Source organism: Caulobacter soli (assembly GCF_011045195.1).
Taxonomy (GTDB): Bacteria; Pseudomonadota; Alphaproteobacteria; order Caulobacterales; family Caulobacteraceae; genus Caulobacter; species Caulobacter soli.
Window position 1 is genome coordinate 956030 of record NZ_CP049199.1, and the last position, 25910, is coordinate 981939.

Below are 25910 nucleotides of genomic sequence, written 5' to 3' on the forward strand. Positions count from 1 at the left end.
AGTCGTGAAACGAACCGGGCGCAGCGTCCTGGACCTGCCGTGTCAGGGAGATCGACCGTGCGTTCCAAGCTGTTCATCCTGGTCTGCGCGACGGGCCTGGCCATTGTGTCGGGCGCCGCCGCCCAGCCCGGCCGCTATGTCGTGACGGTCAAGCCGGCCGCTTCGGCTACGGGCTACGAGAAGCTGAGCGTGGCCAGGGCCGCCGTCGGCAGCACGCCGATCCGGATCTGGGCCAACACCGCCATCGATCCCGACTGCTCGGCCCATGCGCCCGGCGCCACCCTGACCATCCTGCAGCCGCCGTCCCACGGTACGGCGGTGGTCAAGGACGAACCCTATTTCGCGGCCTTCCCGCCGACCAATCCGCGCTCGGCGTGCAACAGCCGCAAGGTGCCGGGCAACCAGGCCTTCTACACCGCCGCCTCGGGCTATGCCGGCCATGACCGGATGGTGCTGCAGGGCTCCAGCCCCGACGGCGCGGTCCGGCGGATCGCGGTGGATATCACCGTCCGCTAGGTGGGCGGCGCCGTCGGCATCTTCAGGCTCAGCGGCACGGTCAGGCCCAGCCAGAACGAGTCGCCTTCCATCCGGTTGGTGGCGTTGAACTCGGTGAAGGCCCGGGCCCGCAGGGTGGCGGGCATGTGGCCGATCTTGAAGTTGTAGGCCGCGGTGGCGCCCACGCCGGTGACCTCGCCCTGGAATGGTCCCAGCTTGGCGCCCGGGCCGCGGTCGGCGCTGATCTGCTTGAAGTAATAGCTCTGCAGGCCCGCCGACCATTTGGGCGAGAAGGTCTTCTCGACCGCCGCCTCCAGGTGCATCTCGGTCCCGGTCTTGTAGTCGGTATAGGGGTTCTCGCCGTTGAAGGTCAGGCCGCCCTTGCCGCTGACGTCCCAGCCGCCCTTCTCGTCGTGCCAGCTCAAGGCCAGCGACGAGTCGAACGCCCAGCGGTGGAAGGCCAGGTTGGCCAGCTCGTCCTTGCGATAGTCGCCGATCGGGACGTTGAGCATGGTCGAGACCTGGACGTGCAGGTCGCCCGTCTTCCAGCCCAGCATGGCGGTGGCGATCGGGTCGCCGATCACGGTGGCGGTGTCGCCGGCCGATCCGCCGAGCTGATTGCCGCGCGGCCCGGTGATCACGGCGTCGACATCGACGTCGGCGTTGCCCACCGGCAGGGCGGCGCCGAAGGCGACCGTCACCCCGTGCAGGTCGGTGGTCGGCACCCACAGCACGGTGGCGAAGTCGGCGAGGATCTTGGCGTCCAGGCCGGCCACGACATTGCCGCCGATCGTGAACTGCTTCCCGCCGCTGGCGCTGCCCTTGTAGTAATAGATCTCGTTGTCGAAGAAGACGCCCTTCAGCGGCGGCATGACGGCGTTGCCGGGACCGCCCGAGCCGAGCAGGTAGAGGCTGGCGCCGCCTTCGGAGGCCTGGGCCTGATGAGCGCCCGCCGCCAGGGCGAGGACGAGGCTGGCGCCCACACCCCGGACAAGGCGCGAAGGGGCGAGACGGCGGGCGGATCGGATGTTCGGCGTTAGGCTCATGGCCCCAGCACTCCGTGGCGTATGGCCGAAGAGTGGTTGGGGCCGCTTTGGGCGACCATCGGGCGAATTGCTGAGTCGTCCCTGCGGCGCGACGGTAATCGGCCTGAGGGAATGGCCTAGGATCGTGAATCTGCTGCGCTGTGAGCGAATTCCTCGTCCTTCGACAGGCTCAGGATGAGGAATTCGAATTCAACCGCCGTAGCATTCGCCCTCATCCTGAGCCTGTCGAAGGACGAGGGCGGCTCCTCGGTGAATGCCGCTTGGTTGCTACGGCCGCGCGGCTAGCTGATCCCCGCCTGGGCCTTCAGGCGCGCCACCATGTCGGACGACAGATAGCCGTCGGCGGGCAGCTTGCGGTCCTGCTGCCAGGCGCGCAGAGCCTTGCGAGTGCCGGCCCCGATCACCCCGTCGGCCGGGCCGGGGTCGAAGCCCAGGCGACCCAGGGCGATCTGGGCGGCCATGCGGTCGGCCAGGCCCAGCGGCGTCTCGACCGGCCAGGCGGCGACCAGCGGCCCGCCGCCGGCGAACCGGTCGGCCAGCAGGCCGATGCCCAGGGCGTAGGACGTGGAGTTGTTGTAGGTGCGGATCGCGAAATGGTTGGGCAGGGCCAGGAAGGCCGGACCCGACCAGCCGGCCGGCAGGATCAGGCCGGCGGGCGAGGCGGCGTCGGCCGCCGTCCAGGGCAGGCCGTCGGCGCGCTTGACGCCCTTGGCTTCCCACCAGGACGGAATCTCGCGGGGGCCCTCGGCCAGGCCATAGTCGAAGCCGGCGGGCAGGATCACTTCCTTGGCCCAGCCGACGCCGGGCTTCCAGCCGCCCTTCTTGAGCAGGTTGGCGGCCGAGGCCAGGCTGTCGCTGTCGCTGCCCCAGATGTCGCGGCGGCCGTCGCCGTCGTTGTCGACGGCGGTGGTCAGGTAGTTGGAGGGCAGGAACTGGGTCTGACCCATGGCCCCGGCCCACGAGCCCTTCAGCTGCGTGCGGGTGACCTCGCCGGAATCGATGATCTTCAGGGCGGCGATCAGCTCGCCTTCCGCCCAGTTGCGGCGACGGCCGTCGGCGGCCAGGCTGGCCATCGAGCGCACCACGTCGAAATTGCCCTGGATCTTGCCGAACGCCGATTCCATGGCCCAGACGGCCAGCAGGATGTCGCGCGGCACGCCGTAGCGCTGCTCGACGCCGGGCAGGAAGGTCAGGGTCTCGCGCTTGTCGCGGCCCACGGCCACGCGGTCGTCGCTGATCACGCCCTTGATATAGTCGCCGACCGGCTTGGAGAATTCCGGCTGGCGGCCGTCCAGCGAGATGACCTTGGGATCGGGCGTCACGCCGTTCAGCTCGCGGTCCAGCAGTTGCTGGGTCAGGCCGGCGGCCAGCGCCTTCTGCTTGAAGGCGGCCAGCCAGGTGTCGAAACCGACCGACTGGCCCGAAGCGGCCGGATCGGCGCTGGGCGCGGCTGGGGCGGGGGGCGGCGTGCGCGGCGGAGCCGGCGGGGTCACCGACGGCGCCAGGGGCGCGTTGGCCGAGGTGTCGGCGCAACCGGCCAGCAGCAGAACGAGGAAAACGCGTCTATCCATGGTGGCAGGCTACCGGCATCCGTATGAAGGCTGCAATCACAAGGGCGACAGAGCGGTTAAGTTCCCGCGAGGTTGAGCTTCCGCTGTGGAGCTTTTGCCGCGCTCGAAGCGCGGATGCGCGCTTTGAGGCCAAGGCGCGCATTGACTCAACGCCATGTCCTGCTTATACGCACGCCCTCCGAAACATCCCGGATGTTCCCTCCGCCACACGGCGGGCCGCGAACCTCTCCGCTGAGTATAGAGACGGTCATGAAGGTTCGTAGCTCGCTGAAGTCGCTGAAGTCGCGCCACCGCGATTGCAAGCTGGTCCGCCGCAAGGGCGTGATCTACATCATCAACAAGACCGACCCGCGCTTCAAAGCCAAGCAAGGCTAATGACGCTCGCGCGGCCTCCCAGGGCGCTGCTCTGGGACGTCGGCAACGTCATCGTGCGCTGGAATCCGCGCACGCTCTACGCGAAGATCTTCAAGGAACCGGCCGATCTCGACCGGTTCCTTTCGCATGTCTGCACCATGGACTGGCACGCGGCGACCGACCGCGGCGTGACCTTCGCCGACAACGTATTGGCCCTGAGCGCCCAGCATCCCCACTACGCCGAGCACATCGCCGCCTGGTGGGGCCGCTGGCCCGAGATGTTCTCCGGCACGTTCTCCGAGACCGAATCCGTGATCGAGGCCCTGGCCGAGCGCGGCGTGCCGCAGTTCGCCCTGACCAACATGTCCAACGAGACCTGGCCCGACGTGAAGGCCATGAGCCCGGCGTTCCGCCATTTCCGCGACGCGGTGGTCTCGGCCGAGGAACGGGTCATCAAGCCCGAGCCGCGTATCTACGAGATCGTCCTGGAACGCACGGGGCTGGAGCCGGCCGACCTGCTGTTCGTCGACGACAGCGCCGCCAACATCGCCGCGGCTGACGCAATGGGGTTTCACACGCACCATTTCACGGATCCGGCGGCGTTGCGCGCGGCCGTGGAAAAGCACGGTCTCCTTTGATCCTTCTCCCCTTGCGGGAGAAGGTGGCGCGAAGCGCCGGATGAGGGGTTGAAGATCGCTGCCGCCGCGACCAGTTGAACCGTCACGCCAGCGTCTGACGTTCGTGCGACCCCTCATCCGTCGGCCCCAATCAAGCAAGAGGGGGCCGACACCTTCTCCCGCAAGGGGAGCAAGACTAGCCGGAGCGTCCTCATGCACATCGGTTTCATCGGCCTGGGGGCCATGGGCAAGGCCATGGTCGAGAACCTGCTGGAGAAGGGCCACGCCGTGACGGTGTGGAACCGCTCTCCAGGTCCCGCCGCCGAACTGGCGGCCCAGGGCGCCAAGGTCGCCGCGACGATCGAGGAGACGCTGCAAGGCGACGTCGTGCTGTCGATCCTGGCCCACGATCAGGCCATCCGCGACGTGCTGCTGAACGCCCTGCCGCGCGCGAGGCCGGGCCTGGTGCACGCCAACCTCGCCACCATCTCGACCGCCTTCGCGCGCGAGCTGGCCGAGCGGCACGCCGAGCTGGGCCTGGGCTATGTCGCCGCGCCGGTGTTCGGTCGCCCGCCCGTCGCCCGGGCCGGCGGACTGAACGTGCTGGCGGCTGGCGCGCCCGACGCGGTGGCCACGGCCCTGCCGGCGCTGGAGGCCCTGGCGACCAAGGTCTGGCCGATGGGCGAGGACCCCGTTCGCGCCAACGCCGTCAAGATCGCCGGCAACCTGATGATCGTCTCGGCCGTCGAGGCCATGGGCGAGGCCACGGCCCTGGGCGCGGCCCACGGCGTGCCGGCCGCCGACCTGCTGGACATGTTGACCAGCACCATCTTCGCCGCCCCGATCTACAAGATCTACGGCGCCATGATCGCCGAGAGCCGCTACCACCCACCGGGCTTCGCCGCCGACCTGGCCCTGAAGGACGTGCGCCTGGCCCAGGCCGCCGGCGACGAGAAGGGCCTGACCCTGCCGCTGGCCGATCTGGTCGAGGGCGGGCTGGAGACCCTACTGGCGGGCGAGGGCGAAACGCCGGACCTGGCCGCCCTGGCGGAAGTCTCGCGCGGACGCATGGAAGGGCGCTGAATCAGCCTTCCACTGGAGGCCTGTTGCCACTAGGTTCCGCGCCTCCCGTTTCCCGCCTTTCGCGAGACCTATCCCATGGCTGATGACGCAGCTCCGCACGCCGACGTGCTCAACTCCACCGCCCAAGGCCAGCTGAAGAGCATCATCGACCGGGTCGAGCGCCTGGAAGTCGAGAAGGCCGAGATCGCCGAGCAGATCAAGGAAGTCTATCTCGAAGCCAAGGGTAACGGCTTCGACGTCAAGATCCTGCGCAAGGTGGTTCGCCTGCGCAAGACCGACCGCGCCAAGCGCCAGGAAGAGGATGCGATCCTGGACCTGTACCTGTCGGCCATCGGCGAGATCTAGGGCGACTGGGGACACACACTCGCGTGTGTCCCCGCCCACAACCACCATTTTTCCGCGTGCGTCCCGCCGTCGACGCCCGCTAGTCTGCCCGCATGCGCGCCAAGAAGCCGCCCGATCCTCGCGCTCAAGCGCGCAAGGCCGCCCTGAACGCGCTCAAGCGCGCCAAGCGCACGGCCGACCTCGCCGGTATCGAGCTGTCGGAATGGGAAGGCGAGTTCCTGGGCTCGGTGGCCCAACGCATCGAGACCTACGGCCGGGCGTTCGGGGATCCCGAAAAGGGCGGCGCCGGCCAGGCCATGTCGGTCAACCAGACTATCAAGCTCAAGGAAATCGCCGCCAAGGCGAAGGGCGAGCGCAAGCCGATGTCGCGGGGCAAGGGGTTCGGTCGTCGAGACACGCGGCCAGGACGGGCGCCCCAAGCTTCACCAAAAGACCTCGAAGATGACTGATCAACTAAAGGTAGTTGTTTATCTAGGGTAAAACCCCTAGGTGGCGTGTCAAAATTCCGAAGGGCCATGAAAATGGTCCCCGTTTCTCACCAAACATTGGTCTGTGAAGGGCGCTGTTAGGTTTTCGGTAACGAAACGGGCGGACATTTGGGTCTCGCGTAAAGTATTGCTTTTAATCGATTTTGTCGTCCGTCCGCGCCGTAGAAAATGGCTGCGACTGACGCCGCGACAGCGTGACCGCGGTGGGGAGTCTCACGCCTATGGACAGCCGAAAATGGCGACCACGATCTATGACTATCTGCTGAGGCGGAAGGCCGACCTGGAGACGCGCATGCTGGAGGCCCAGCGCCGCGCCCAGGCCCCGTTCGAGGACGAGCTGCGGGCGCTCAGCCTGGCGCTGAGCGCGATCGAGCGCGGCGGTCTGGCCGCTGGCGGTCACGGGGGGCTGGAGGGCGAGCCCGCCAGCTTCGCCCATGCCGCGACGTCGCGGCGCGGCCGCAAGCCCCGCTCGGCCCGCGACATGATCCTGATGGTGCTGGGCAAGGACGACGCGGCGATCGCGGCGTCCGAGATCTCGCGCAAGCTGACGCGCCGGTGGGGGCGCGCCATTCCGCTGGCGGCGGTGATGCTGGAGCTTCAGGGCCTGGAGCAGGAAGGCCAGGTCCGCCGGTCCGACGAGGGATGGGTCCGCATCGAAGAGCCGCCGGAAGTCGGGGGCGACCTGGCCCCCGCGCCGCTGGCGATCAGCGCCTAGGCGGCGTTACGACGCTTCCTTGAAGTCGACCTCGATGCCCTGCTCGCGCACCTTGCGATAGAGGGTCGAGCGGCCGATGCCCAGGCGGCGGGCCACTTCCGACATATGCCCGGCATAGACCTCGATGGCGTGCTGGATCAGGTCGCGTTCGATCTCTTCCAGGGTCCGCAGGTGGCCGCGGTCGTCCAGGATGCGCACCGGCGAGTCTGGGGCCGGCGTGCGAGCCATGGCGGCGTGGGCGGCCTGCAGCACGGCCGGCAGGTCGGGCGTGACGGGCGCGGCGGCCTCCGGCGGCGGCGCGACGATCCCCGAGATGGCCGGGAAGTCGTAGGGCTGCAGATAGGGCGCGTCGGCCAGGATGATGGCGCGATAGACCGCGTTCTCCAGCTGGCGCACGTTGCCGGGCCAGTCGAAGGCGTTGAGGAAGGCCAGGGTCTCCGGCGCGGCGCCGACCACCCGCTTGCCCTCTTCGACGTTGAAGCGGCGGATGAAGGCCTCGACCAGGGCCGGGATGTCGTCGCGGCGCTCGCGCAGCGATGGGGCCTCGATCGGGAAGACGTTCAGGCGGTAGTAGAGGTCCTCGCGGAACCGGCCCTGCTCGACGGCGTGGGCCACGTCGCGGTTGGTGGCCGAGACGATGCGCACGTCCACCTTCTGCGAGCGCTTGGAGCCGATCGGATCGATCTCGCCCTCCTGCAGCGCGCGCAGCAGTTTCACCTGCATGTCCAGCGGCAGTTCGCCGACCTCGTCCAGGAACAGGGTGCCGCCGTCGGCCTCCTTGAACTTGCCCAGGTGCTTGTCGGTGGCGCCGGTGAAGCTGCCCTTCTCGTGGCCGAACAGGATCGACTCGACCAGGTTTTCCGGAATGGCGCCGCAGTTGACCGCCACGAACGGCTTGCCCGCGCGATCGGAGGCGCCGTGCACGGCGCGGGCGATCAGCTCCTTGCCGACCCCGCTCTCGCCGGTGATCAGGATGGGGATCGACGACTTGGCCGCGCGCTCGCCCATGCGCTTGACCAGGGTCATGGCGGGTGAGGTTCCGATCAGGTCGGCGAAGGTCGTGCGATTGCCGGCGCGCTTGGTCAGGCGCTCGACCTCGCCCTTCAGATCGCCCATCGACAGGGCGTTGCGGATCGACACGGTGATCCGTTCGGGGGAGGCCGGCTTGATGAAGAAGTCGGTGGCGCCGGCCTGCATGGCCTTGACCACGGTGTCGACGCCGCCCGAGGCGGTGAGCACGATCACGGGCTGGGTGAAGCCGCGCGCGCGCATTTCCTTCAGGGTGTCCTGGCCCGACAGGCCCGGCATGACCAGGTCCAGCAGGACCACGTCGACCGGCGCGCCGCTGGCCAGGTGCGCCATGGCCGCGTCGCCGTTCTCGGCGTGCGAGACCGAGAAGCTTTCGCGCTCCAGGACGGCCTGGATCAGCCGTCGTTGAGTCGGATCGTCGTCGACGACGAGAACCGTCTTGGTCATAGCAGACACCCATCAGAACCGGCCGCGTCCGACATGGGACAGGGCTCTTGTTGGTTCAGAGTGATACAGCCACGGGGTAAAGACCGGGTTTCGGAGACGTGAGTCAGGGGTTAACGGTCGCCCTTAACGCGGTGTGACGATCTGCCCCTCAGCCCACGATCCTGCCCGGCGGCACGCGGCGGACGACGCCGCCGCCGTTCTGGCTGACCAGGCGGGCGTCGATGCGGGTCTCGCCTTCGCGGCCGATGTGGCAGACGCCGACGAAGCGGCTTTTGCGCTGGGTCTTCTTCTCGATGGTGACGGCCTCGAACTTGACGTCCATGGCGCCCGACAGGTCGGCGCCGTCGGCGTCCATGCGGGTGACGTCGATGTCGTTCAGCGGCCCGATGGCGAACTTTTCCTTCAGGCGCTCGGTGCAGCTGTGGAAGACCACGACCGTGCGGATGGACTGGGCGAACCAGCCCATCTGCCGGGCGGGCGGCTTGTCCGCGGCCATCGCCGCCGGCGCGGCGACGAGACCCGCGGCCAGGGCGATGGAAGCGGCCTTGATCATCGAATGTCCCTCGTCGACATCCCCAGAGGGATCCCTCGTCGACCGGCGATATCCTAAGGCGCGACTCGTCGATGCGCCCTTTAATTCGCGGTAATGCTGACGACCCGGGGCGATCCGCCAAGACGGCTTCGGGACGACTTCTCAGCCGCCGCGATCCGACCTAGCTTCCTCTCAAAGTTGCGTAGGGAGGGGATGATGTTCGTTGGGCACTATGCGGCCGCCCTGGCGGCGAAGGCCGTCCAGCCCAAGGCCCCGTTCTGGACCTATGTGCTGGGCGCCCAACTGGTGGACGTTGCCTGGGCCGGACTGGTGCTGGCCGGAGTCGAGCGGATCAGCCTGGACCCGCATCTGCCCGGCAGTCCGCTGGTGCTGTCGTACATCCCCTACACCCACAGCCTGCCCGCCGTGGCGGTCTGGGCGCTGGCGGCGGGGCTGGCCGCCTATTTCCTGTTGAAGTTGCCGCGCGTGGCGGCCGTGGCCATCGGGCTGGTGGTGCTGTCGCACTGGGGGCTGGATTTCCTGGTCCACCGCGCCGACCTGCCGCTGTGGTTCGGTGGTCCCAAGGTCGGGCTGGGTTGGTGGAACGCGCCCGTGCCCGAGCAGGCGCTGGAGATGGGCCTGTTGGCGATGGCGGCCGCGGCCTGGGGCTGGCGGCGCGGCCTGCAGGGCCACAGCGGCTGGAGCGCGCCGCTGTTCGTCGTGCTGCTGGTGACCGTGCAACTGGCCAGCATCCTGGCCCCGCCCACCGGCGGCCCGTCGCAGATGGTGATCGCCTCGCTGTCGGCCTATTTGCTGGCGACCCTGTTCGCATGGCTGATGGACCAGACCGAACGGCGGGGGCGCTAGGCGACGAAACCCCAAGGCCACGATTGCGCGCGTCTTTCGACGGGGCCATATCCCAGGCCATGAACGCGCCCTTCAAGATCGACGCCCTGCCCGAGTGGAACCTCGCCGACCTCTATGCCGGTCGCGACGATCCCAGGATCGAGACCGACCTGGCCGCCGCCAAGGCCGCCAATGACGAGCTGGCCTCGCTGGAGGGGCTGTTCCTCCAGGCCCGGAACGAGCCCGAGCGGCTGGGCGTGCTGCTGGATCGCGGGATCAAGCTGTATGAGCAGGCCACCAACGGCCTCTGGGGCGTGGGGGCCTATGCGGGGCTGGCCGCCTCGACCGCCCGCGACGACCCGGCCTGGGCCAAGTTCGAGGCCGACCTGCGGGCTCGTTCGTCCCAGATCGCCTCCGAAAGCCTTTTCTTCTCGCTGGAGCTGAACCAGCTGGAAGACGGCGAACTGGAAGCGGCCTTGCGCGCCCATCCGGCCACCATCCGCTGGGTTCCATGGCTGCGCCGCCTGCGCCTGTCGCGCCCGCACGAACTGACGCCCGACCTGGAGCGCTACATCGTCGATCGCGGTCCGGCCGTCGCCAACTGGGTGCGTTTGTACGACGAGACCCTGGCCAAGCTCACGGCCCACGTCGGCAAGGAAAGCCTGACCCTGCCCGAGGCGCTGAACCGCCTGTCCGATCCGGACGGCAAGCGCCGCAAGGCCGCCGCCGACGGCCTGGCCAAGGCGTTGGAGGACCGCGCCTCCACGCAAGGGCTGGTGATGAACACCCTGGCCTTCGAAAAACAGGTCGAGGACCGCTGGCGGCGCTTCGACAGCCCCGCCCAGTCTCGCCACCTGGCCAACGAGGTCGACGCCGACGCCGTCGACGCCCTGGAGCAGGCGGTGGTCGAGGCCTATCCGCGCCTGTCGCACCGCTACTACGCCCTGAAGGCCAAGGTCATGGGCCGCAAGACCCTCGACTATTGGGACCGCAACGCCCCCCTGACCGCCGCGACGCCCAGGAGCTACGACTGGACTCAGGCGCAAGGGATCGTGCTGGAGAGCTTCCAGGCCCTGGCCCCAAAGTTCGCCGACACCGCCCAGACCTTCTTCGACCAGCCGTGGATCGACGCGCGTCCGCGCGCGGGCAAGCAGTCCGGCGCCTATTCGCATCCGGTCACCGCCGAGCGGCACCCCTACGTCTTCATGAACTACATGGGCGAGCGGCGCGACGTGCTGACCCTGGCCCACGAGCTGGGCCACGCCGTGCATCAGACCCTGTGCGCGCCGCTGGGCACCCTGCTGGCCGACACGCCCCTGACCTTGGCCGAGACCGCCTCGATCTTCGGCGAGGGCCTGGTGTTCGACCGCCTGCTGGCCGAGGCCACGCCGCAGGACCGCATGGGCCTGCTGGCCGGCAAGATCGAGGACGGGCTCAACACCGTCGTGCGCCAGATCGCCTTCCACCGCTTCGAGCGGCGCTTCCACGAGGCCCGCAAGGACGGCGAGCTGTCGCCCGATCAGATCGGCCGGCTGTGGCTGGAGGTGATGGGCGAGAGCCTGGGCCCCGCCGTGACCCTGAACGAGGGCTACGAGCACTACTGGGCCTATGTCAGCCACTTCGTGCACGCGCCGTTCTACGTCTACGCCTACGCGTTCGGCGACTTGCTGGTGCGCGGCCTGATGGAGAGGCGCCGCGAGGATCCTGAAGCCTTCGCGCCGCTCTACGAGGACCTGCTGGCCGCCGGCGGCACGCGGACCTATGTCGAAGCGCTCAAGCCCTTCGGCCTGAACCCGCGCGAGAAGGCCTTCTGGGCCGCGGGTTGCGCTCAGCTGGAACGGCTGGTCGACGAGTTCGAGGCGTTGGTGTGAGGCGCGGCGACGACGTCCCCCTAGGTCCTCCCCCTGTGGGGGAGGTGTCGCCGCAGGCGACGGAGGGGGGAATTTGCCGAGGTGGGATTACTCCCCCCACCGGCGCTTCGCGCCCCCTCCCCCACAGGGGGAGGGCCTAGATGGCTCAGGACCCCGAACGCGACCGCCTCTCCGGCCGCCTGACCCGCTTCGCCAAGGTCGGGGCCGGGCTCTCCGGCGCGGCCGTCTCGTATGGCGCCAACAGCCTGTTCGGCGGCGACAGCGCCGACGCCCGTAACGCCAAGGCGCTGAGGGCGGCTCTGGGCGGCCTCAAGGGCCCGCTGATGAAGGCGGCCCAGATGTTCGCCACGGTGCCGGACCTTTTGCCGCCGGAATTCGCCGCCGAGCTGGCCGAGCTGCAGACCAACGCCCCGGCCATGGGCTGGCCGTTCGTTCGTCGGCGGATGGCCGCCGAGCTGGGGCCGGACTGGGCGGGGAGGTTCCAGAGCTTCGAGCACGAGGCCGCCGCCGCCGCGTCGCTGGGCCAGGTGCATCGCGCCGTCGCCCCCGACGGCCGCGCCCTGGCGGTGAAGCTGCAATATCCGGACATGCAGAGCGCCGTCGAAAGCGATCTGGGCCAGCTACGCGCCCTGATCGGCCTGTTCAAGCGCATGGACGGCTCGATCGACCCGACCGAGATGATCGTCGAGGTCGGCGACCGGCTGCGCGAGGAGCTGGACTACGAGCGCGAGGCCAAGCTGATGGCCGTCTATGGCGGCTTCTTCACGGGCCGCGACGACATCCAGGTTCCCCAGCCCGTGCCGGCCCTGTCGACCAAGCGCCTGCTGAGCATGACCTGGCTGGAAGGGCGGGGCCTGCTGGCCTTCAAGGACGCGCCGCAGGAAACCCGCGACCGCATCGCCGCCCTGCTGTTCGAGGCCTGGTGGAGCCCGATGACCAAGCTGGGGATCATTCACGGCGACCCACATCTGGGGAACTACACTTTCGGCGGTCCCGAGGGGGGCGACGGCGCGGCGCATCTGAATCTGTTGGACTTCGGTTGCATCCGCATCTTCCCGCCGCGCTTCGTGGCCGGGGTGGTGCGGCTGTACCGCGCTCTGTCGAACGACGACCGGGCCGAGCAGATCGAGGCCTATCGCAGCTGGGGCTTTTCCAACCTGACCGACGACCTGGTCGACGTGCTGAACGTCTGGGCGCGGTTCATTTACGGCCCGCTGCTGGACGACCGCGTGCGCACCGTCGCCGACGACGTGCCGCCCGGCGAGTACGGCCGCCGCGAGGCCTTCAAGGTGCGCCAGGCCCTGAAGTCGGTCGGCGGCGTCGTCATTCCCCGCGAGTTCGTGTTCATGGACCGCGCCGCCATCGGCCTGGGCGCGGCCTTCCTGCACCTGGGCGCGCGCCATAACTGGAAGGCGCTGTTCGAGCGGTCGCTGGAGGGCTTCTCGGAAGAGGGCCTGGCCAAGCGGCAAGCGGCGGTGTTGAGCGCGGCTGGAGTATCCTGATGACTCCTCGCACCCTCAAGCGCCTCCATCCCGCCCAGCGCGACGACATCGGCGACCTGACCACGCGGCGGCCGCTGCCCGGTCCGGCGATCCCGCAGCTGGATCCGTTCCTGTTCCTCAACCACCACGGCCCGCAGGTCTACCCGCCGGGCAACCGAGGTCTGCCGTTCGGGCCGCACCCGCATCGCGGCTTCGAGACCGTGACCTTCATCCTGGACGGCGAGCTGTCGCACCTCGACAGCGGCGGCCATGAGAGCGTCATCGGCCCGGGCGGCGTGCAGTGGATGACGGCCGGCAGCGGCCTGGTCCACGCCGAGCTGTCGCCGGCCAGCTTCAAGCGGTCGGGCGGACCGCTGGAGATCCTGCAGCTGTGGGTCAACCTGCCCAGCCGGCTGAAGATGACCACGCCGAACTATCTGGGCCTGCAGGGCGACGCGATCCCCAAGGTCGAGCGAGACGGCGCGACGTTCGAGGTGATCTCGGGCGAGGTCGCGGGCGTCGCCGGGCCGTTCCCGTCGCTGATCGGCATCGAGATGAGCGTCGCGCGCCTGTCGCCCGGCGGGGCGGTGAACCTGCCGGTGGCCAGGGGCAGGGCGGTGTTCCTCTACGTGGTCTCCGGCGAGATCGTGGTCGGAGGCCAGGCGGCGCCGAAGTGGAACCTGGTCGAGCTGAACGACGACGGCGACGCGGTGGCGTTCGACAGCCCGACCGGCGCTGTGGTCCTGGTGGGCCATGCCCAGCCCATCGGCGAACCGATCTTCGCCCACGGGCCGTTCGTGATGAACACCCGCGAGGAGATCATCCAGGCGATCGACGACTACAACGCCGGCAAGTTCGGGAACGTGCCGGGGTAGGGGCGTCGATCACCCCTCATATTCCGCTAGCAACGCCTCCAGCCGACGCTGCTCGGGCTTGAGCACCCGGAAGAACCGCAGGGCGTTCCAGCCGACGCTGGCGACCAGGGCCACGCCGAACATCAGCAGCATCTGGGTGATGTTGCGCTCGGTCGCCTTGCCCACGGCCTCCAGCTGGAACACCCCGATCAGCGTCGGCACGATGAACACCGGCATGCTGATCAGGAAGATCCTGAAGCCGACCCGCGCGCGGTGATTGGCGGCCAGCAGGGCCTCGAGGGTCTGGCGCATCGGCGAGCCGTCATGGGGCGGCCGCTTGGCCAGAACGCTGGCGATCAGCACGGTGGCGATGACCGCCCAGCAGACCCCCAGCATGGCCAGGCCGCCCCACTCGCGGGCCAGGTCGATGCGGCCGTCCAGGACCGCTTGCCCGGCGACGCCGGTGAAGAAGGTCATGGCCGCGGTCGGGATCAGGGCCAGCAGCATCTCGCCGCGACGGCGGGTTTTCAGCATCTGCATCAGTTGCTCCATCAGATAGGCCTGGGCCTGGGCGTCGGGGCTGTTGGCCTCCGAGCGCCAGGCCTGTTCGAGACGGTCAAACTCCATCGCCGTCCTCCTTCACCAGGATCGTCAGCCGGGCGCGCAGGCGGGTCAGGCGCGCGCCGACATTGGTGGGCGTCAGGCCGTGCAGCCCGGCGATCTCGCCATAGGCCAGGCCGTCCAGCGACAGCAGGATCAGCGAGCGGTCCACCGGCGGCAGGGTGCGGATCGCCGCGTAGAGCCGCTCCAGCAGGCCCGCCTCGGGCGTGTCCGGGTGATCCAGCCGCAGGGCCAGCTCGGCCGCCACGCCGTCCTGACGCCGCCGTCGCCGGGTCTCGCCGCGCCGCCAGGTCAGCGCCGCGTTGTGGGCCACGCGGTGGACGAAGGTGGCGTCGGCGGCCTCGCCCCGGAAGCGCGGCCGGGCCTTCCAGAGGGCCACGGTCAGCTCCTGCATCAGGTCGTGCTGGTCGGCCGGTTCGGCGAAGGCGCGGGCGACCCGGCGCAGGACAGCCAGATGCGGTGTCAGCCACGCCGCGAAAGCCTCGTCCTCCTGCCGTCCAGCACCCATGACCCGCCCCGTTTTCGAAAGGTTAGACGCCGGCCGCCGCGCCGTCCTTACAGCGCGGCCCCGAAACCTTCCCCAACCGTCACCCTTGCCACGGTTCAAACGACCGTTAGACTTTCCCCATGTCAGACGATCTCACAGGCGCCCAGGCCGCCGCCATTCCCGACGGCTACAGCCCGTTGAACTGGTCGCGCGGCTTTGGCCGACAGATAGGGCCGCTGTACGAGCAGCGCACCGGACCGGGCCAGGCGGTGTTGGGCTTCCGGGTCGAGGAGCACCACGTCAACGGCCTGGGCAATTGCCATGGCGGCATGCTGATGAGCTTCGCCGACATGGCCTGGGGGCGGATCATCTCGCTGCAGAAGTCCTATAGCTGGGTCACGGTGCGACTGAACTGCGATTTCCTGTCCGGGGCTCAGCTCGGCGACTTCGTCGAAGGGCGGGGCGAGCTGATCTCCGAGGAGGACCTGGTCTTCACCGTGCGCGGCCGCATCTGGGTGGGCGAGCGCACCCTGATGACCGGCACGGGGATCTTCAAGGCCCTGGCCCCCCGCGCGCCACGTCCGGGCGAGATCGCCTATACCGAAACCGCCGGGGCCTGACGCCATGGCCGACGATCGTCCCGCCCGCGTCTCCCTGCTGGGTCCCTTCCATGGCGAGAGGCCGCCGGCCCCGGCCTGGTTCGACGCCGCCCTGGCCGTCGCGCCCGAACGCTCGCGCATCCCGGTCGAGGGGGCGCGGATCGAACTGCTGACCTGGGGCGAGGTCGGCAAGCCGGGCCTGCTGCTCCTGCACGGCAACGGCGCCCACGCCGACTGGTGGAGCTTCATCGCGCCGTTCTTCGCCAAGGACTGGCGGGTGGCGGCGATCTCGTGGTCGGGCATGGGCGGCTCGGACTGGCGGCCGGACTATTCGGCGCAGCTGTTCGCCGCCGAGATCTTCGCGGCGGTCGAGGCGGCGGGGCTGGAGGCGGGCGGGGTCAAGCCGATCGTGGTCGGCCACTCGTTCGGCGGCTTTCCCACCCTGCACTGCGCGGCCAACCATCCCGAACGCCTGCGCGGCGCGATCCTGGTCGACTGCAGCATCCAGCCGCCCGAGAAGCGCTGGACCGGCCCGCCGCCGCGTCCCAACGGCAACCGGGTCTACGCCACGCTGGAGGAGGCCCTGGCCCACTTCCGCCTCGCGCCGCCGCAGGGTTGCGAGAACCTCTACATCGCCGACCACATCGCCCGGGGTTCGCTGAAGGGCGTCGACGGCGGCTGGACCTGGAAGTTCGACCCGGCCATCTGGCAGAGGTTCATCATGCCCGACCTCGGCGCCCTGTTGCCGCGCATCGCCTGTCCGGCCGCCGCGATGTGGGGCGAGCGCTCGGCCCTGATGCGCGCCGACACCGTGGACTACATGATCCGTGAGATGCCCGACACGGTCCTGCGCGCGATCATACCCGACGCGGACCACCATGTGATGGTGGACCAGCCGCTGGCCTTCGTGGCCGGGCTGCGCGGGTTGCTGGCGGGGTGGCCATAAGCCGCACATGGGTCTGTTCCGCCGCTTATTCGTTGGCTAGGCTATCGTCACGCTTGGGGGGACGATCATGGCGAAGCCAATCGATGTGGGCGTGAATACGCGCGTCGGACCGCGAACCATCGAGGCGTCGCGTCTCAAGCTCTGGCTCTATCTGGCCATCAGCCTTGTCTTCGTCGCCATCGGCGTGATGATGGTCCAGGATCCTTCGGCGGGCCTGAAGGGATGGCTCGTCCTGCTCTTCTTCGGGCTCGGTGTGGCGGCGTTCGTCGTGCTGCTCGTGCGGCCCCAGGTTCTGGACCTGGACACCCAGGGCTTCACGCTTCGGGGAGGCTTCGTCCGCTCTCCCAAGACGGTGCTCTGGCGCGACGTCGAGCGCTTCTTCGTCTATCGCCTGCCCAGGGGCGGCAAGATGATCGGCTACATGCTCGAGCCCGCCGCCCGCAAGGATACGGCGCTCAATCGGATCGCGCGAAGCTTTGGGGCCGACGGCGCGTTGCCCAAGGGTTGGCCCGGATCCCCCGAGAAGATGGTCGAGGACCTGAACGCCTACCGGCTGTGGGCGCTGGGCGGCCGGTGATGCGGCGGGCGGGATGACAACCGCCGGGTCGCCCGCTAAGCCCGTGGCATGAGCGCCCCGTATCCTGGCCCCGTCCTCGTCTACGCCCCCGATCGCGGGATCGGCGACCTGATGTGGCATCTGCCGACGTTTCGGGCGATCGCCGCGACCACGCCGGAGGGCCAGGTCGTGCTGGCCGCGCGGCCGTCGAGCCGGGCCGCCGAGGTGCTGGCCGTCGAACCGACGATCGCCGGTGTCGTCTACGCCCGCCACTTCACCGGAACGCTGAAGGGCGTGAAGGAGGTGCTCGACTTCTGGCGCATCTGCCGCGAGGTGAAGCCGCGCGCGGTGTGGATCCTGGAGAAGATCGGTCGTCCCGCCCAGGCCGCCTGGCTGGCTGGCGTGCCCGAGCGGCGCGGCTTTGGCCTGGGCCACAAGAGCCAGGAGCAATGGCTGCAAGGGCCGTTCCTGCCCAAGGCCATGCGGCCGGACCATCGCCTGGACAAGCTGGCGGCCTTCGAGGCCCTGAACGGCCTGAGGGTCGACAGTCGCGAGCCCGGCCTGTTGCTCGACCCCAAGGCCGTGGCCGCCGTCAAGGCGCGGTTCGGCGAGCGTCCCGGTCCGTGGCTGGTGCTGGGCGTCGGGGCTAGCGAGCCGGCCCGCACCTGGCCCGCCGAGCGCTTCGCCGCCGTGTCGACGGCCCTGGCCGACCTGTTCCCGACCGTGTTCTGGCTGGGCGGCCCCAACGACGCCCCGCGCCTGAAGCCCACGCTTGAAGCCCAGCCTTCGGGGCGCGACGTCCTGGCCTGCGACCTGCCGCTGGACCAAGCCGCCGCCCTGATCGCCCTGTCGGCCGGGTTCCTGGGCAACGACTCGGGGCCGCTGAACGTCGCCGCCTCGGTCGGTCGCCCAGCCATCGGCCTGATGGGCGCCAGCCCCGTGCCGGCCTATTCCAGCTGGCTGTCGCGCCTCGACGGCGGGGCGGGGCGAATCGCCGATATTTCGATCGACCAGGCGATAAAGGCTGTTCGAACGCGGTTCACCGAAGAGGCCTGGGCCAACCGCGACATCCCGGCGGCTTGAGCCTGAGCCCCGCACGTTGTAAGCGGCGGGGCGTTTTTTAATTCCACCTAGGAAACTGACATGGCCGGCGACTATCACCGCGGTGAGATGGACATCCACGAACAGTCCGCGACCTTCGAAGCCTTTGGCAAGATGACCAAGTGGGGTTCGCTGGCCATCGCCGTCCTGCTGCTGACGATCACCCTGTGGTTCTGCACCTCGGCCGGCTTCATCGGCGGCGTGATTCCCGGCATCGTGCTGGCGGTACTGGGCGTGGTGTTCCTGCGCGAAAAGCCCGCCTCCGCCCACTGACACCGGTAGACATCGGTATTTTTTTGCCTCTGCCGCGAGCGTAAGGCTCGACATCGGGCAAGAACATCCCCTAGAGAGACGCGCAAGCTTGTCTAAGCAAACAGCGCTCTTGGGAGGGGTATGCCGATGGCCGTTATCGCCGTCACGAAAGAGACCCGCGGTGGTGAAACCCGGGTCGCGGCCACGCCCGAGACCGTGAAGAAGCTGGCCGCGGCCGGCTTCTCGGTCGTGGTCGAGGCCGGGGCGGGGACTGCTGCCTCGTATCCGGACGCCGACTACGAGGCGGCCGGGGCCAAGCTGGCCAAGACGGCGAAAGAGGCCCTGAAGGACGCCGACGTCCTGTTCAAGGTCCGCGCGCCCGAAGCCGCCGAGATCGCCGCCCTGAAGAAGGGCGCGATCGTCGCGGCCGCGCTCAATCCGCACCAGGACAAGGACACGCTGAACGCCCTGGCCAAGGCCGGCGCCAGCGCCCTGGCCATGGAATTCATCCCGCGCATCACCCGGGCCCAGGTGATGGACATGCTGTCCTCGCAAGCCAATCTCGGCGGCTATCGCGCCGTGATCGAGGCGGCCGAAGCCTATGGCAAGGCCCTGCCGATGATGATGACCGCCGCCGGCACCGTCGCCGCGGCCAAGGTCTTCGTGATGGGCGTGGGCGTGGCTGGCCTGCAGGCCATCGCCACCGCCCGCCGCCTGGGCGCGGTGGTCACCGCCACCGACGTGCGTCCGGCCACCAAGGAACAGGTCGAGTCGCTGGGCGCCAAGTTCCTGGCCGTCGAGGACGAAGAGTTCAAGAACGCCCAGACCGCCGGCGGCTACGCCAAGGAAATGTCTAAGGAATACCAGGCCAAGCAGGCCGAGCTGGTCTCCACGCACATCGCCAAGCAGGACATCGTCATCACCACGGCCCTGATCCCGGGCCGCCCGGCGCCGCGGCTGGTCTCGGCCGCCCAGGTGGCCTCGATGAAGCCTGGCTCGGTGCTGGTCGACATGGCCATCGAGGCCGGCGGCAACGTCGAGGGCGGCAAGCTGGGCGAGGTTCTGACCACGGCCAACGGCGTCAAGATCCTGGGCATCCCCAACCTGCCCGGCCGCATCGCCACCGACGCCAGCGCGCTCTACGCCCGCAACCTCTTCGCCCTGTCGAGCCTGTTCCTGAACAAGGAGGGCGCCTTCGCCCCCGACTTCGAGGACGAGATCCTCAAGGCGGCCCTGGTCACCCAGGGCGGGGCTGTTGTGCATCCGAGCCTGCAGGCCGGCTAACTCACTGCGTGAAACCTCGTGCTTCGACAGGCTCGGCATGAGGTTTCAGGGAAAGGGCGGTTCATTCCGCCCTCATCCTGAGCTTGTCGAAGGAGAGGGCGGCCGCACCGCCACTCAGCAGAGGGATTAAAGATGGAAGCCGTCGACCCCACCGTGTTCCGCCTGGCGATCTTCGTGCTCGCCATCTTCGTCGGTTATTATGTCGTCTGGAGCGTGACGCCCGCCCTGCACACCCCGCTGATGGCCGTGACCAACGCCATCTCGTCGGTGATCATCGTCGGCGCCCTGCTGGCGGCGGCGGCCCACGGGGCCAACAGCGACCTGTCGGGCGGCACGGTCGCGGCCTCGACCTGGATCTCCAAGGGGGCCGGCGCCATCGCCGCCGCCTTCGCCGCGGTCAACATCTTCGGCGGCTTCCTGGTCACCAACCGGATGCTGGCCATGTATAAGAAAAAAGAGAAGAAATAGGCGCGAAGGCAGGGGGAGCCTTCGGGCGATGTTCAGCGCCATCAAGCGCATGGCCGGTCGAACCGACGCCCTCAAGCGCATCGCGCTCGAGCGGTGGTGGGACGAGCTGCGCGCTTCGCCCAGGGCTCAAGAGCCCGGGCGGCTGATCGCCCATGGCCGCAAGACCTACAGCCAGAACGACGAGGACGGCATCGTCCTGGAGATCTTCAACCGCATCGGCGAGAGCGACCGGCGCTTCATCGAGTTCGGCGTCCAGGCCGGGGTGGAGTGCAACACCGCCCTGCTGCTGATGGCCGGCTGGAGCGGCCTGTGGCTGGACGGCTCGGACAAGTATGTCGAGGCGGCCAAGGGTCACCACGCCGTCGCCGTGGGTCAGGGCCGGCTGAGCATCCAGAAGGCCTTCGTCACCGTGCGGAACATCGACGACCTGCTGGGCGCCTGGGCCGGCGGGACCGCCGCCAAGCCCGCCAGCGTTGACCTGCTGTCGATCGACATCGACGGCAACGACTACTGGGTCTGGGAGGCGATCACCGCGGTGCGTCCGCGCGTCGTGATCATCGAGTACAACGCCGCCTATCCGCCGCCCGTCGCCTTCGTCGCCGAATACAAGGCCGACCGGGTTTGGGACGGCGGCAATTATCACAGCGCCAGCCTCTCCAGCCTGGAGGCCCTGGGCCGCGCCAAGGGCTACGCCCTGGTCGCGTGCAATCTCTCCGGCGCCAACGCCTTCTTCGTGCGCGAGGACGAACTGACCGGCTCCGACGGCCAGCCCCGCTTCGCCGCGCCGTACTCGGCGGCCAACCACTACGAGCCGCCGCGCTACGACCTCTCCGGCCTGTCTTCAGGCCATCCGCCTCGGTTCGGCGTCAACGCCGCGCCGACGATTTCCTCTTCGCCGCTCTTGGGGGCCAAGACCTGACATGAACGCCAATCTCGCCGCCATCCTCTACATCGTGTCCGGGGTGCTCTTCATCCTGGCGCTGCGCGGGCTGTCCAGCCCGGTGACCAGCCAGGCGGGCAACCGCAACGGCATGATCGGCATGGCCATCGCCGTGCTGACCACCCTGGCCACGCTCTGGAAACAGGGCGCGCTGGATCCCGTGACCATCGGCCTGATCCTGGGCGGCATCGCCGTCGGCGGCACGGTGGGGGCGGTGATCGCCCGCAAGGTGGCCATGACCTCGATGCCGCAACTGGTGGCGGCCTTCCACAGCCTGGTCGGCATGGCCGCCTGTCTGGTGGCCGTGGCGGCGATCTACACCCCGGCTGCCTACGGCATCCTGGGCGACAACGGCCAGGTGCACCTCAACAGCCTGATCGAACTGTCGCTGGGCCTGGCCATCGGCGCGATCACCTTCACCGGTTCGGTCATCGCCTTCGCCAAGCTGAACGGCAACATGGGCGGCGCGCCGATCCTGCTGCCGGCCCGCCACCTGCTGAACATCGTCATCGCCCTGGCCATCGTCGCCCTGGTGGTGGTGCTGGTCCTCAGCGGCGGCCACGCGATCTGGGCGTTCTGGGGCATCTTCGCCCTGGCCCTGCTGATCGGCGTCACCCTGATCATCCCGATCGGCGGCGCCGACATGCCGGTCGTCGTCTCGATGCTCAACAGCTATTCGGGCTGGGCCGCCGCGGCCCTGGGCTTCACCCTGGAAAACACCACCCTGATCATCACCGGCGCCCTGGTGGGTTCGTCGGGCGCGATCCTGTCCTACATCATGTGCAAGGGCATGAACCGCAGCTTCATCTCGGTGATCCTGGGCGGCTTCGGCGCGACCGACGCGGTCGCCGGCCCTGGCGGCAAGGTCGAGAGCCGTCCCGTCAAGCAGGGGTCGGCCGACGACGCGGCCTTCATCATGAAGAACGCGTCCAAGGTGATCATCGTCCCCGGCTACGGCATGGCCGTGTCGCAAGCCCAGCACGCCCTGCGCGAAATGGCCGACAAGCTGAAGGAAGAGGGCGTGGAGGTGAAGTACGCCATCCACCCCGTCGCCGGCCGCATGCCGGGCCACATGAACGTCCTGCTGGCCGAAGCCAACGTGCCCTATGACGAGGTGTTCGAGCTGGAGGACATCAACAGCGAGTTCTCGACCGCCGACGTGGCCTTCGTGATCGGCGCCAACGACGTCACCAACCCGGCCGCCAAGACCGACCCGACCAGCGCCATCTACGGCATGCCGATCCTGGACGTCGAAAAGGCCCGCACCGTGCTGTTCATCAAGCGCGGCATGAGCAGCGGCTATGCCGGCGTCGAGAACGAGCTGTTCTTCCGCGACAACACCATGATGCTGTTCGGCGACGCCAAGAAGATGGTCGAAGGGATCGTGAAGGGGCTCTAGGGCTTCGATCTTAACGCCAGAAAAGAAGAGGCCCCGGACGTTTCCGTCCGGGGCCTTTTGCTTGTCGGGGTCATGTCGTCGCTCAACGGGCGGCGACGGACACCGGGACGGCGCGGGAGGCCATCTGCAGGCCGTGGCGCTGCGACTTGGACAGCTGTTCGTTCACCTGCTTGCGGACCGCGACCTTGCAGCCGGCGATCGTGAAGTCGCCGCCGGGATTGCCGTGGACCATCTCGCGGCACACCTGCTCGCCGGCGACGTCGACGCGGGCGGCGAATTCGGCGGCGTGGGCGGGGTTGGAGAGGTTCAGGCCCACCAGCGAGATGGTGGCGGTCGGTTCGGCGGCGTGGGCGGCCTGCAGCAGGCCCAGGGCGGGCACGGCGGCCAGGGTGACGGTGGCCACGGCGGTCAGGCTGGTCATGAACTTACGCATCGGACGTTTCCTTCTTGAAAGGGCGGCTTGGCGCCCGGGGGCTTGCTGAAAGGCGCTTTCGCGCCGGCGGGGGATCGGTTTAGCGGCTGGCCACTTGCACGGAGGCGGCGGCGGCCGAGCGGCGCAGGTCGGCGCGTTGCGTGGCGGTCAGCTGGCGGTGGGCGGCCAGGCGGACCTGGGTCAGGCAGTCGTCCTGGCGGATGCGCGAACGCATCTCGCGGCCCGCGACCTGGCGGCAGAGGGCCTGGCCCTGGCTGTCGAGGCGGGTGTTGAAGACGGCCGCCTGGGCGGGGTTGCTCAGGTCCAGATCGCCGACCTGGATGGTGGCGGTCGGCTCGGCGGCGTGGGCGGCCTGCAGCAGACCCAGGGCGGGCACGGCGGCCATCGTCAGGGTGGCCACGGCGGTCAGGCTGGTCATGAACTTGCGCATTTGAGTTGTCCCTCTGTCTTGGCGCGTCCCTGCGCCCCATGACCAGAGGTGTACTCTCGTGTTCTCACGAATACTCGTTACGTCTCCTTCATGACGTGTAATTAAAGAAGTGTACTGAAAGTAATGTTCTAAACTTCCTGTAATGTTGCGAATGATGATCTGTCGGCTGACTATGGTCATGCTTGACAAATGGTTAAGGCTCGCCGCCTTTTGGCCGCATGGACGCGGCATAGAGCCTGCCTTCATCATCCCGAAAGGTGACCCGTGGGATGGGAGCGCGCTTGGCGCGGTCTCTTTGGGTCGACCGATCGTCCACGAGGATCGCTCTTGTCGTCACGAGTCCTGGCCGCAACGTCGTCTCCCTATTCGCTGGCCGCGTTCGCCGCCGTCGGTGGCGCGATCGTGGTCTGGGGCGCGATCAACGCCGTCACGGCCATCGACGTGATGAACGCCGGCGCGCAGCCGCCGCCCCCCGCCGTGGCCCCCGTCACCGCGCCCGAGCCGCCGCCCCCGCCGCCGCCCGCCTTCGTCTTCGACGCCCCGCTGCCGGGCCGGGTGATCAATTCGCCGTTCGGTCTGCGCCAGATGCCTTGGGAAGAGAACGGCCGCCTGCACGAGGGCGTCGACATCGCCGCCCCGGCCGGCGCGCCCGTCCACGTGGCCACCGACGGCATCGTGATGCGCAGCGGCGTGTCGTCGACCTACGGCCGTTTCGTCGAGGTGGCGCACAAGGACGGCTTCCGCACCTTCTACGCCCACCTGGGCCGCGACGCGGGCCTCAAGCGCGGGACCTACGTCAAGCGCGGGACCACCGTGGCCTATGTCGGGAACAGCGGCCGCTCGACCGGCTCGCACCTGCATTTCGAGCTGCGCAACAAGGCTGGCAAGCCGCTGAACCCGGCGCTGTTCATGGGCAAGACCTTCGCCGAGAAGGACGACCTGCCGCTGAAGGCCGCCGCCAAGGTGGGCCGCAAGGTGCGTCTGGCCCAGGTGTCCAAGTGGCCCGACGGCGTGAAGAGCAAAATGGCGGCCAACGGCGAGGGCGTGGTCACCCGCGTCAAGGGCGGCCGTGTCCGCGTGCGGATCAACGTGGTCGACGGCTAGGGCTCGTCTTTTGGGCGCCTGGGGCCTGCACCGGTTTTCCACAGGGCCGTCACTCGACGGACACCGACGCTCGGCTACAGTGGCCGCATGCTCAGATATGTCGGACGCGCCGTTGCCGGATTCGCTCTTTTCATTCTCTCGTTCGTCGCCGTGGGCGGCTTGATGTCGGCGGCGGGGCATCCCGTGCCGCGGGGCAAGATGGTCGACATCGGCGAGGGGCGAAGCTTGCGCCTGGTCTGTGAGGGGCCTTCCAGCGACCGTCCGCTGGTCTGGCTGGAGGCGGGCGCCTTCGGCTTCGCCGCCGACTGGGGCGCGACCCAGGAGGCCCTGGCGAAGGCCGGCTGGCGCTCCTGCGCCTACGACCGGGCCGGCATGGGCTTCTCACCGCCTGGGCCCGCGCCGCGCGACGGCCTGGCCATCGTCGGCGACTTCGAGAAGCTGGTCGCGGCCTCGGGCGAAAAGGCGCCCTTCATCCTGGTCGGTCACTCGATGGCCGGCCTGCGCTTGCGCGAATACGCCGGACGCAATCCGGGTCAGGTGGCCGGTCTGGTGCTGGTCGACGCCGCGACCGCCGATGCGTCGGAGACCGAGGCGTTCAAGCCGTTCATCGAGGCCTTCTCCACCGCCTCGCGCTGGGCGGCGCGGGGAGCCTCGCTGGGGCTCTACAAGCCGCTGGTCTATACCGGCCTGGGCGACAAGATCGGCTTGCCGCCGGCCGCAAAGGCCGAGAAGCGCTGGGCCTTCGCCAATGGCCGCCACAACCGCACCTCGGCCGCCGAGGTCGAGCTGTGGTCGCGGTCGGCCGATCAGGCGGTCGCCGTGCCGGCCTATGATCCGAACTGGCCGGTGGCCGTGGTCACCGCCGGACCGGTCAAGGGCCGCGAGAAGCGCAAGGCCATGCAGGCCGCCCCGGCCGAGCGGTCCAAGCGCGGCTATGTGGACCACGTGGAAGCCGCGACCCATACGCGGCTGCTGGGCGAGCAGTTCGCCTCGCACATCGTCAAGGCAGTGGAGTTCGTGGGCGGCTAGCCCTTGCCCCCTACGGACCGCTTCGCGGTCGTCTTCCCCCGGAGGGGGAAGAGCGCTCCGCCCCCTCGCCGCGACAGACCGCGTAGCGGTCAGGTGGGGGCAAGTGGGTGAGCCGCCGACCTAACAGGCAAAACAAAACCCGCCCGGATCGCTCCGGGCGGGTTTGTTGTTTCCAGAACCCTGGAAAGCGTCGCTTAACGCGCGCCGGCCGGCTTCTTCGGCATCGGCAGCAGGCCTTCGCGCTGAGCGCGCTTGCGGGCCAGCTTGCGGGCGCGGCGGACAGCTTCGGCCTTTTGACGGGCGCGCTTTTCCGACGGCTTCTCATAGTGCACGTGCCGCTTCATTTCGCGGAACGAGCCTTCGCGTTGCATCTTCTTCTTCAGGGCCTTCAGGGCCTGATCGACGTTGTTGTCGCGGACGAAAATCTGGACCAGGGGTCTCTCTCCATTCGACGGCCCGACCATCTTCCCGAGTCCCTCTCAGGGGC

At 68.8% G+C, this 25910-nt stretch carries 31 protein-coding genes; 22 read left to right on the forward strand and 9 right to left on the reverse strand.

Annotated elements, in window-relative coordinates:
- Positions 1-57: 57 nt before the first annotated feature.
- Positions 58-516 carry a hypothetical protein gene (locus tag G3M62_RS04735; RefSeq protein ID WP_165185123.1) on the forward strand — a complete coding sequence of 153 codons (459 nt, stop codon included), beginning with the start codon at positions 58-60 and terminating at the stop codon, positions 514-516.
- Here G3M62_RS04735 and G3M62_RS04740 read toward each other — a convergent pair.
- Together G3M62_RS04740 and G3M62_RS04745 are read right to left on the reverse strand one after the other, a co-directional pair.
- Positions 513-1541 carry a SphA family protein gene (locus G3M62_RS04740; protein WP_165185124.1) on the reverse strand — a complete coding sequence of 343 codons (1029 nt, stop codon included), beginning with the start codon at positions 1539-1541 and terminating at the stop codon, positions 513-515. The genes G3M62_RS04735 and G3M62_RS04740 overlap by 4 nt on opposite strands.
- A gap of 281 nt (positions 1542-1822) precedes the next feature.
- Positions 1823-3112, reverse strand: a complete 1290-nt coding sequence (locus G3M62_RS04745) for a lytic murein transglycosylase (protein ID WP_165185126.1) — start codon at positions 3110-3112, stop codon at positions 1823-1825.
- Between the two features lie 249 nt (positions 3113-3361).
- On the opposite strand from G3M62_RS04745, the gene ykgO reads away from it, so the two are divergent.
- The 6 genes from ykgO (at position 3362) to G3M62_RS04775 (ending at position 6714) form a co-directional block, all read left to right on the forward strand.
- Complete coding sequence (ykgO, locus tag G3M62_RS04750) at positions 3362-3487, forward strand: type B 50S ribosomal protein L36 (RefSeq protein WP_099447304.1); 126 nt, start codon at positions 3362-3364, stop codon at positions 3485-3487.
- Complete coding sequence (locus tag G3M62_RS04755; protein ID WP_165185127.1) at positions 3487-4104, forward strand: HAD-IA family hydrolase; 618 nt, start codon at positions 3487-3489, stop codon at positions 4102-4104. Before ykgO ends, G3M62_RS04755 begins: the two co-directional genes overlap by 1 nt.
- Before the next feature lie 192 nt (positions 4105-4296).
- On the forward strand, positions 4297-5166 hold the full coding sequence (locus tag G3M62_RS04760) for an NAD(P)-dependent oxidoreductase (protein WP_165185129.1): 870 nt from the start codon (positions 4297-4299) through the stop codon (positions 5164-5166).
- 75 nt (positions 5167-5241) lie between these two features.
- Positions 5242-5511 (forward strand): nucleoid-associated protein GapR, encoded by a 270-nt coding sequence (gapR, locus tag G3M62_RS04765; RefSeq protein WP_165185130.1) that lies wholly within the window; start codon positions 5242-5244, stop codon positions 5509-5511.
- Between the two features lie 92 nt (positions 5512-5603).
- Positions 5604-5960: a hypothetical protein gene (locus G3M62_RS04770; protein WP_165185132.1), complete on the forward strand. Its 357-nt coding sequence runs from the start codon at positions 5604-5606 to the stop codon at positions 5958-5960.
- 274 nt (positions 5961-6234) lie between these two features.
- Positions 6235-6714 carry a winged-helix domain-containing protein gene (locus tag G3M62_RS04775; protein WP_165185134.1) on the forward strand — a complete coding sequence of 160 codons (480 nt, stop codon included), beginning with the start codon at positions 6235-6237 and terminating at the stop codon, positions 6712-6714.
- Positions 6715-6720: 6 nt separating this feature from the next.
- Here the strand turns inward: G3M62_RS04775 and G3M62_RS04780 are convergent, their stop codons facing one another.
- Both G3M62_RS04780 and G3M62_RS04785 read right to left on the reverse strand, forming a co-directional pair.
- On the reverse strand, positions 6721-8190 hold the full coding sequence (locus tag G3M62_RS04780) for a sigma-54-dependent transcriptional regulator (protein ID WP_165185135.1): 1470 nt from the start codon (positions 8188-8190) through the stop codon (positions 6721-6723).
- A 148-nt stretch (positions 8191-8338) separates the two neighbouring features.
- The gene (locus tag G3M62_RS04785; RefSeq protein ID WP_165185137.1) at positions 8339-8743 is read right to left on the reverse strand and encodes a hypothetical protein; all 405 of its coding nucleotides are present in this window, start codon (positions 8741-8743) and stop codon (positions 8339-8341) included.
- Positions 8744-8938: 195 nt separating this feature from the next.
- Between G3M62_RS04785 and G3M62_RS04790 the strand changes: the two genes are divergently transcribed.
- From G3M62_RS04790 to G3M62_RS04805, 4 genes are all read left to right on the forward strand, one after another.
- Positions 8939-9589, forward strand: coding sequence for a hypothetical protein (locus G3M62_RS04790; RefSeq protein WP_165185138.1), 651 nt, complete (start codon positions 8939-8941; stop codon positions 9587-9589).
- A 59-nt stretch (positions 9590-9648) separates the two neighbouring features.
- On the forward strand, positions 9649-11439 hold the full coding sequence (locus G3M62_RS04795) for a M3 family oligoendopeptidase (protein ID WP_165185140.1): 1791 nt from the start codon (positions 9649-9651) through the stop codon (positions 11437-11439).
- A gap of 140 nt (positions 11440-11579) precedes the next feature.
- Positions 11580-12941: an ABC1 kinase family protein gene (locus G3M62_RS04800; protein ID WP_165185142.1), complete on the forward strand. Its 1362-nt coding sequence runs from the start codon at positions 11580-11582 to the stop codon at positions 12939-12941.
- Positions 12941-13795 (forward strand): pirin family protein, encoded by an 855-nt coding sequence (locus tag G3M62_RS04805; protein ID WP_165185144.1) that lies wholly within the window; start codon positions 12941-12943, stop codon positions 13793-13795. The genes G3M62_RS04800 and G3M62_RS04805 overlap by 1 nt, the downstream gene beginning before the upstream one ends.
- A gap of 9 nt (positions 13796-13804) precedes the next feature.
- Here G3M62_RS04805 and G3M62_RS04810 read toward each other — a convergent pair whose 3' ends face one another.
- A complete protein-coding gene (locus G3M62_RS04810; RefSeq protein WP_165185145.1) occupies positions 13805-14401 on the reverse strand; it encodes a hypothetical protein in 597 nt (198 codons plus the stop codon).
- A complete protein-coding gene (locus G3M62_RS04815; protein WP_165185147.1) occupies positions 14391-14903 on the reverse strand; it encodes an RNA polymerase sigma factor in 513 nt (170 codons plus the stop codon). Before G3M62_RS04815 ends, G3M62_RS04810 begins: the two co-directional genes overlap by 11 nt.
- 119 nt (positions 14904-15022) lie before the next feature.
- On the opposite strand from G3M62_RS04815, the gene G3M62_RS04820 reads away from it, so the two are divergent.
- The 9 genes from G3M62_RS04820 to G3M62_RS04860 all read left to right on the forward strand — a co-directional run bounded on the left by G3M62_RS04820 (position 15023) and on the right by G3M62_RS04860 (position 22427).
- Positions 15023-15502, forward strand: a complete 480-nt coding sequence (locus G3M62_RS04820) for a PaaI family thioesterase (protein ID WP_165185148.1) — start codon at positions 15023-15025, stop codon at positions 15500-15502.
- A 4-nt stretch (positions 15503-15506) separates the two neighbouring features.
- Positions 15507-16427: an alpha/beta fold hydrolase gene (locus G3M62_RS04825; protein ID WP_165185149.1), complete on the forward strand. Its 921-nt coding sequence runs from the start codon at positions 15507-15509 to the stop codon at positions 16425-16427.
- 67 nt (positions 16428-16494) lie between these two features.
- Complete coding sequence (locus G3M62_RS04830) at positions 16495-17004, forward strand: hypothetical protein (protein WP_165185151.1); 510 nt, start codon at positions 16495-16497, stop codon at positions 17002-17004.
- A 48-nt stretch (positions 17005-17052) separates the two neighbouring features.
- Complete coding sequence (locus G3M62_RS04835; RefSeq protein ID WP_165185152.1) at positions 17053-18066, forward strand: glycosyltransferase family 9 protein; 1014 nt, start codon at positions 17053-17055, stop codon at positions 18064-18066.
- Positions 18067-18126: 60 nt separating this feature from the next.
- Positions 18127-18357, forward strand: a complete 231-nt coding sequence (locus G3M62_RS04840) for an aa3-type cytochrome c oxidase subunit IV (protein WP_165185154.1) — start codon at positions 18127-18129, stop codon at positions 18355-18357.
- Positions 18358-18477: 120 nt separating this feature from the next.
- Positions 18478-19620, forward strand: a complete 1143-nt coding sequence (locus G3M62_RS04845; RefSeq protein ID WP_165185156.1) for a Re/Si-specific NAD(P)(+) transhydrogenase subunit alpha — start codon at positions 18478-18480, stop codon at positions 19618-19620.
- A gap of 132 nt (positions 19621-19752) precedes the next feature.
- A complete protein-coding gene (locus G3M62_RS04850; protein WP_165185157.1) occupies positions 19753-20088 on the forward strand; it encodes an NAD(P) transhydrogenase subunit alpha part 2 in 336 nt (111 codons plus the stop codon).
- 28 nt (positions 20089-20116) lie between these two features.
- Entirely contained in the window at positions 20117-21007 is an 891-nt protein-coding gene (locus G3M62_RS04855; protein ID WP_246263474.1) for a class I SAM-dependent methyltransferase, read from the forward strand.
- Position 21008: 1 nt separating this feature from the next.
- Positions 21009-22427 carry an NAD(P)(+) transhydrogenase (Re/Si-specific) subunit beta gene (locus G3M62_RS04860; protein WP_165185158.1) on the forward strand — a complete coding sequence of 473 codons (1419 nt, stop codon included), beginning with the start codon at positions 21009-21011 and terminating at the stop codon, positions 22425-22427.
- 82 nt (positions 22428-22509) lie between these two features.
- Here the strand turns inward: G3M62_RS04860 and G3M62_RS04865 are convergent, their stop codons facing one another.
- Together G3M62_RS04865 and G3M62_RS04870 are read right to left on the reverse strand one after the other, a co-directional pair.
- The gene (locus G3M62_RS04865) at positions 22510-22860 is read right to left on the reverse strand and encodes a UrcA family protein (RefSeq protein ID WP_165185160.1); all 351 of its coding nucleotides are present in this window, start codon (positions 22858-22860) and stop codon (positions 22510-22512) included.
- A gap of 79 nt (positions 22861-22939) precedes the next feature.
- Positions 22940-23290: a UrcA family protein gene (locus G3M62_RS04870; RefSeq protein ID WP_165185161.1), complete on the reverse strand. Its 351-nt coding sequence runs from the start codon at positions 23288-23290 to the stop codon at positions 22940-22942.
- Between the two features lie 327 nt (positions 23291-23617).
- On the opposite strand from G3M62_RS04870, the gene G3M62_RS04875 reads away from it, so the two are divergent.
- Together G3M62_RS04875 and G3M62_RS04880 are read left to right on the forward strand one after the other, a co-directional pair.
- Positions 23618-24394 (forward strand): M23 family metallopeptidase, encoded by a 777-nt coding sequence (locus G3M62_RS04875; protein ID WP_165185163.1) that lies wholly within the window; start codon positions 23618-23620, stop codon positions 24392-24394.
- Between the two features lie 87 nt (positions 24395-24481).
- Positions 24482-25423 (forward strand): alpha/beta fold hydrolase, encoded by a 942-nt coding sequence (locus G3M62_RS04880; RefSeq protein ID WP_165185164.1) that lies wholly within the window; start codon positions 24482-24484, stop codon positions 25421-25423.
- Positions 25424-25617: 194 nt separating this feature from the next.
- On the opposite strand, the gene rpsU is transcribed toward G3M62_RS04880, so the two are convergent.
- Positions 25618-25857 (reverse strand): 30S ribosomal protein S21, encoded by a 240-nt coding sequence (gene rpsU / locus G3M62_RS04885; RefSeq protein WP_089924448.1) that lies wholly within the window; start codon positions 25855-25857, stop codon positions 25618-25620.
- Between the last annotated feature and the right edge of the window lie 53 nt (positions 25858-25910).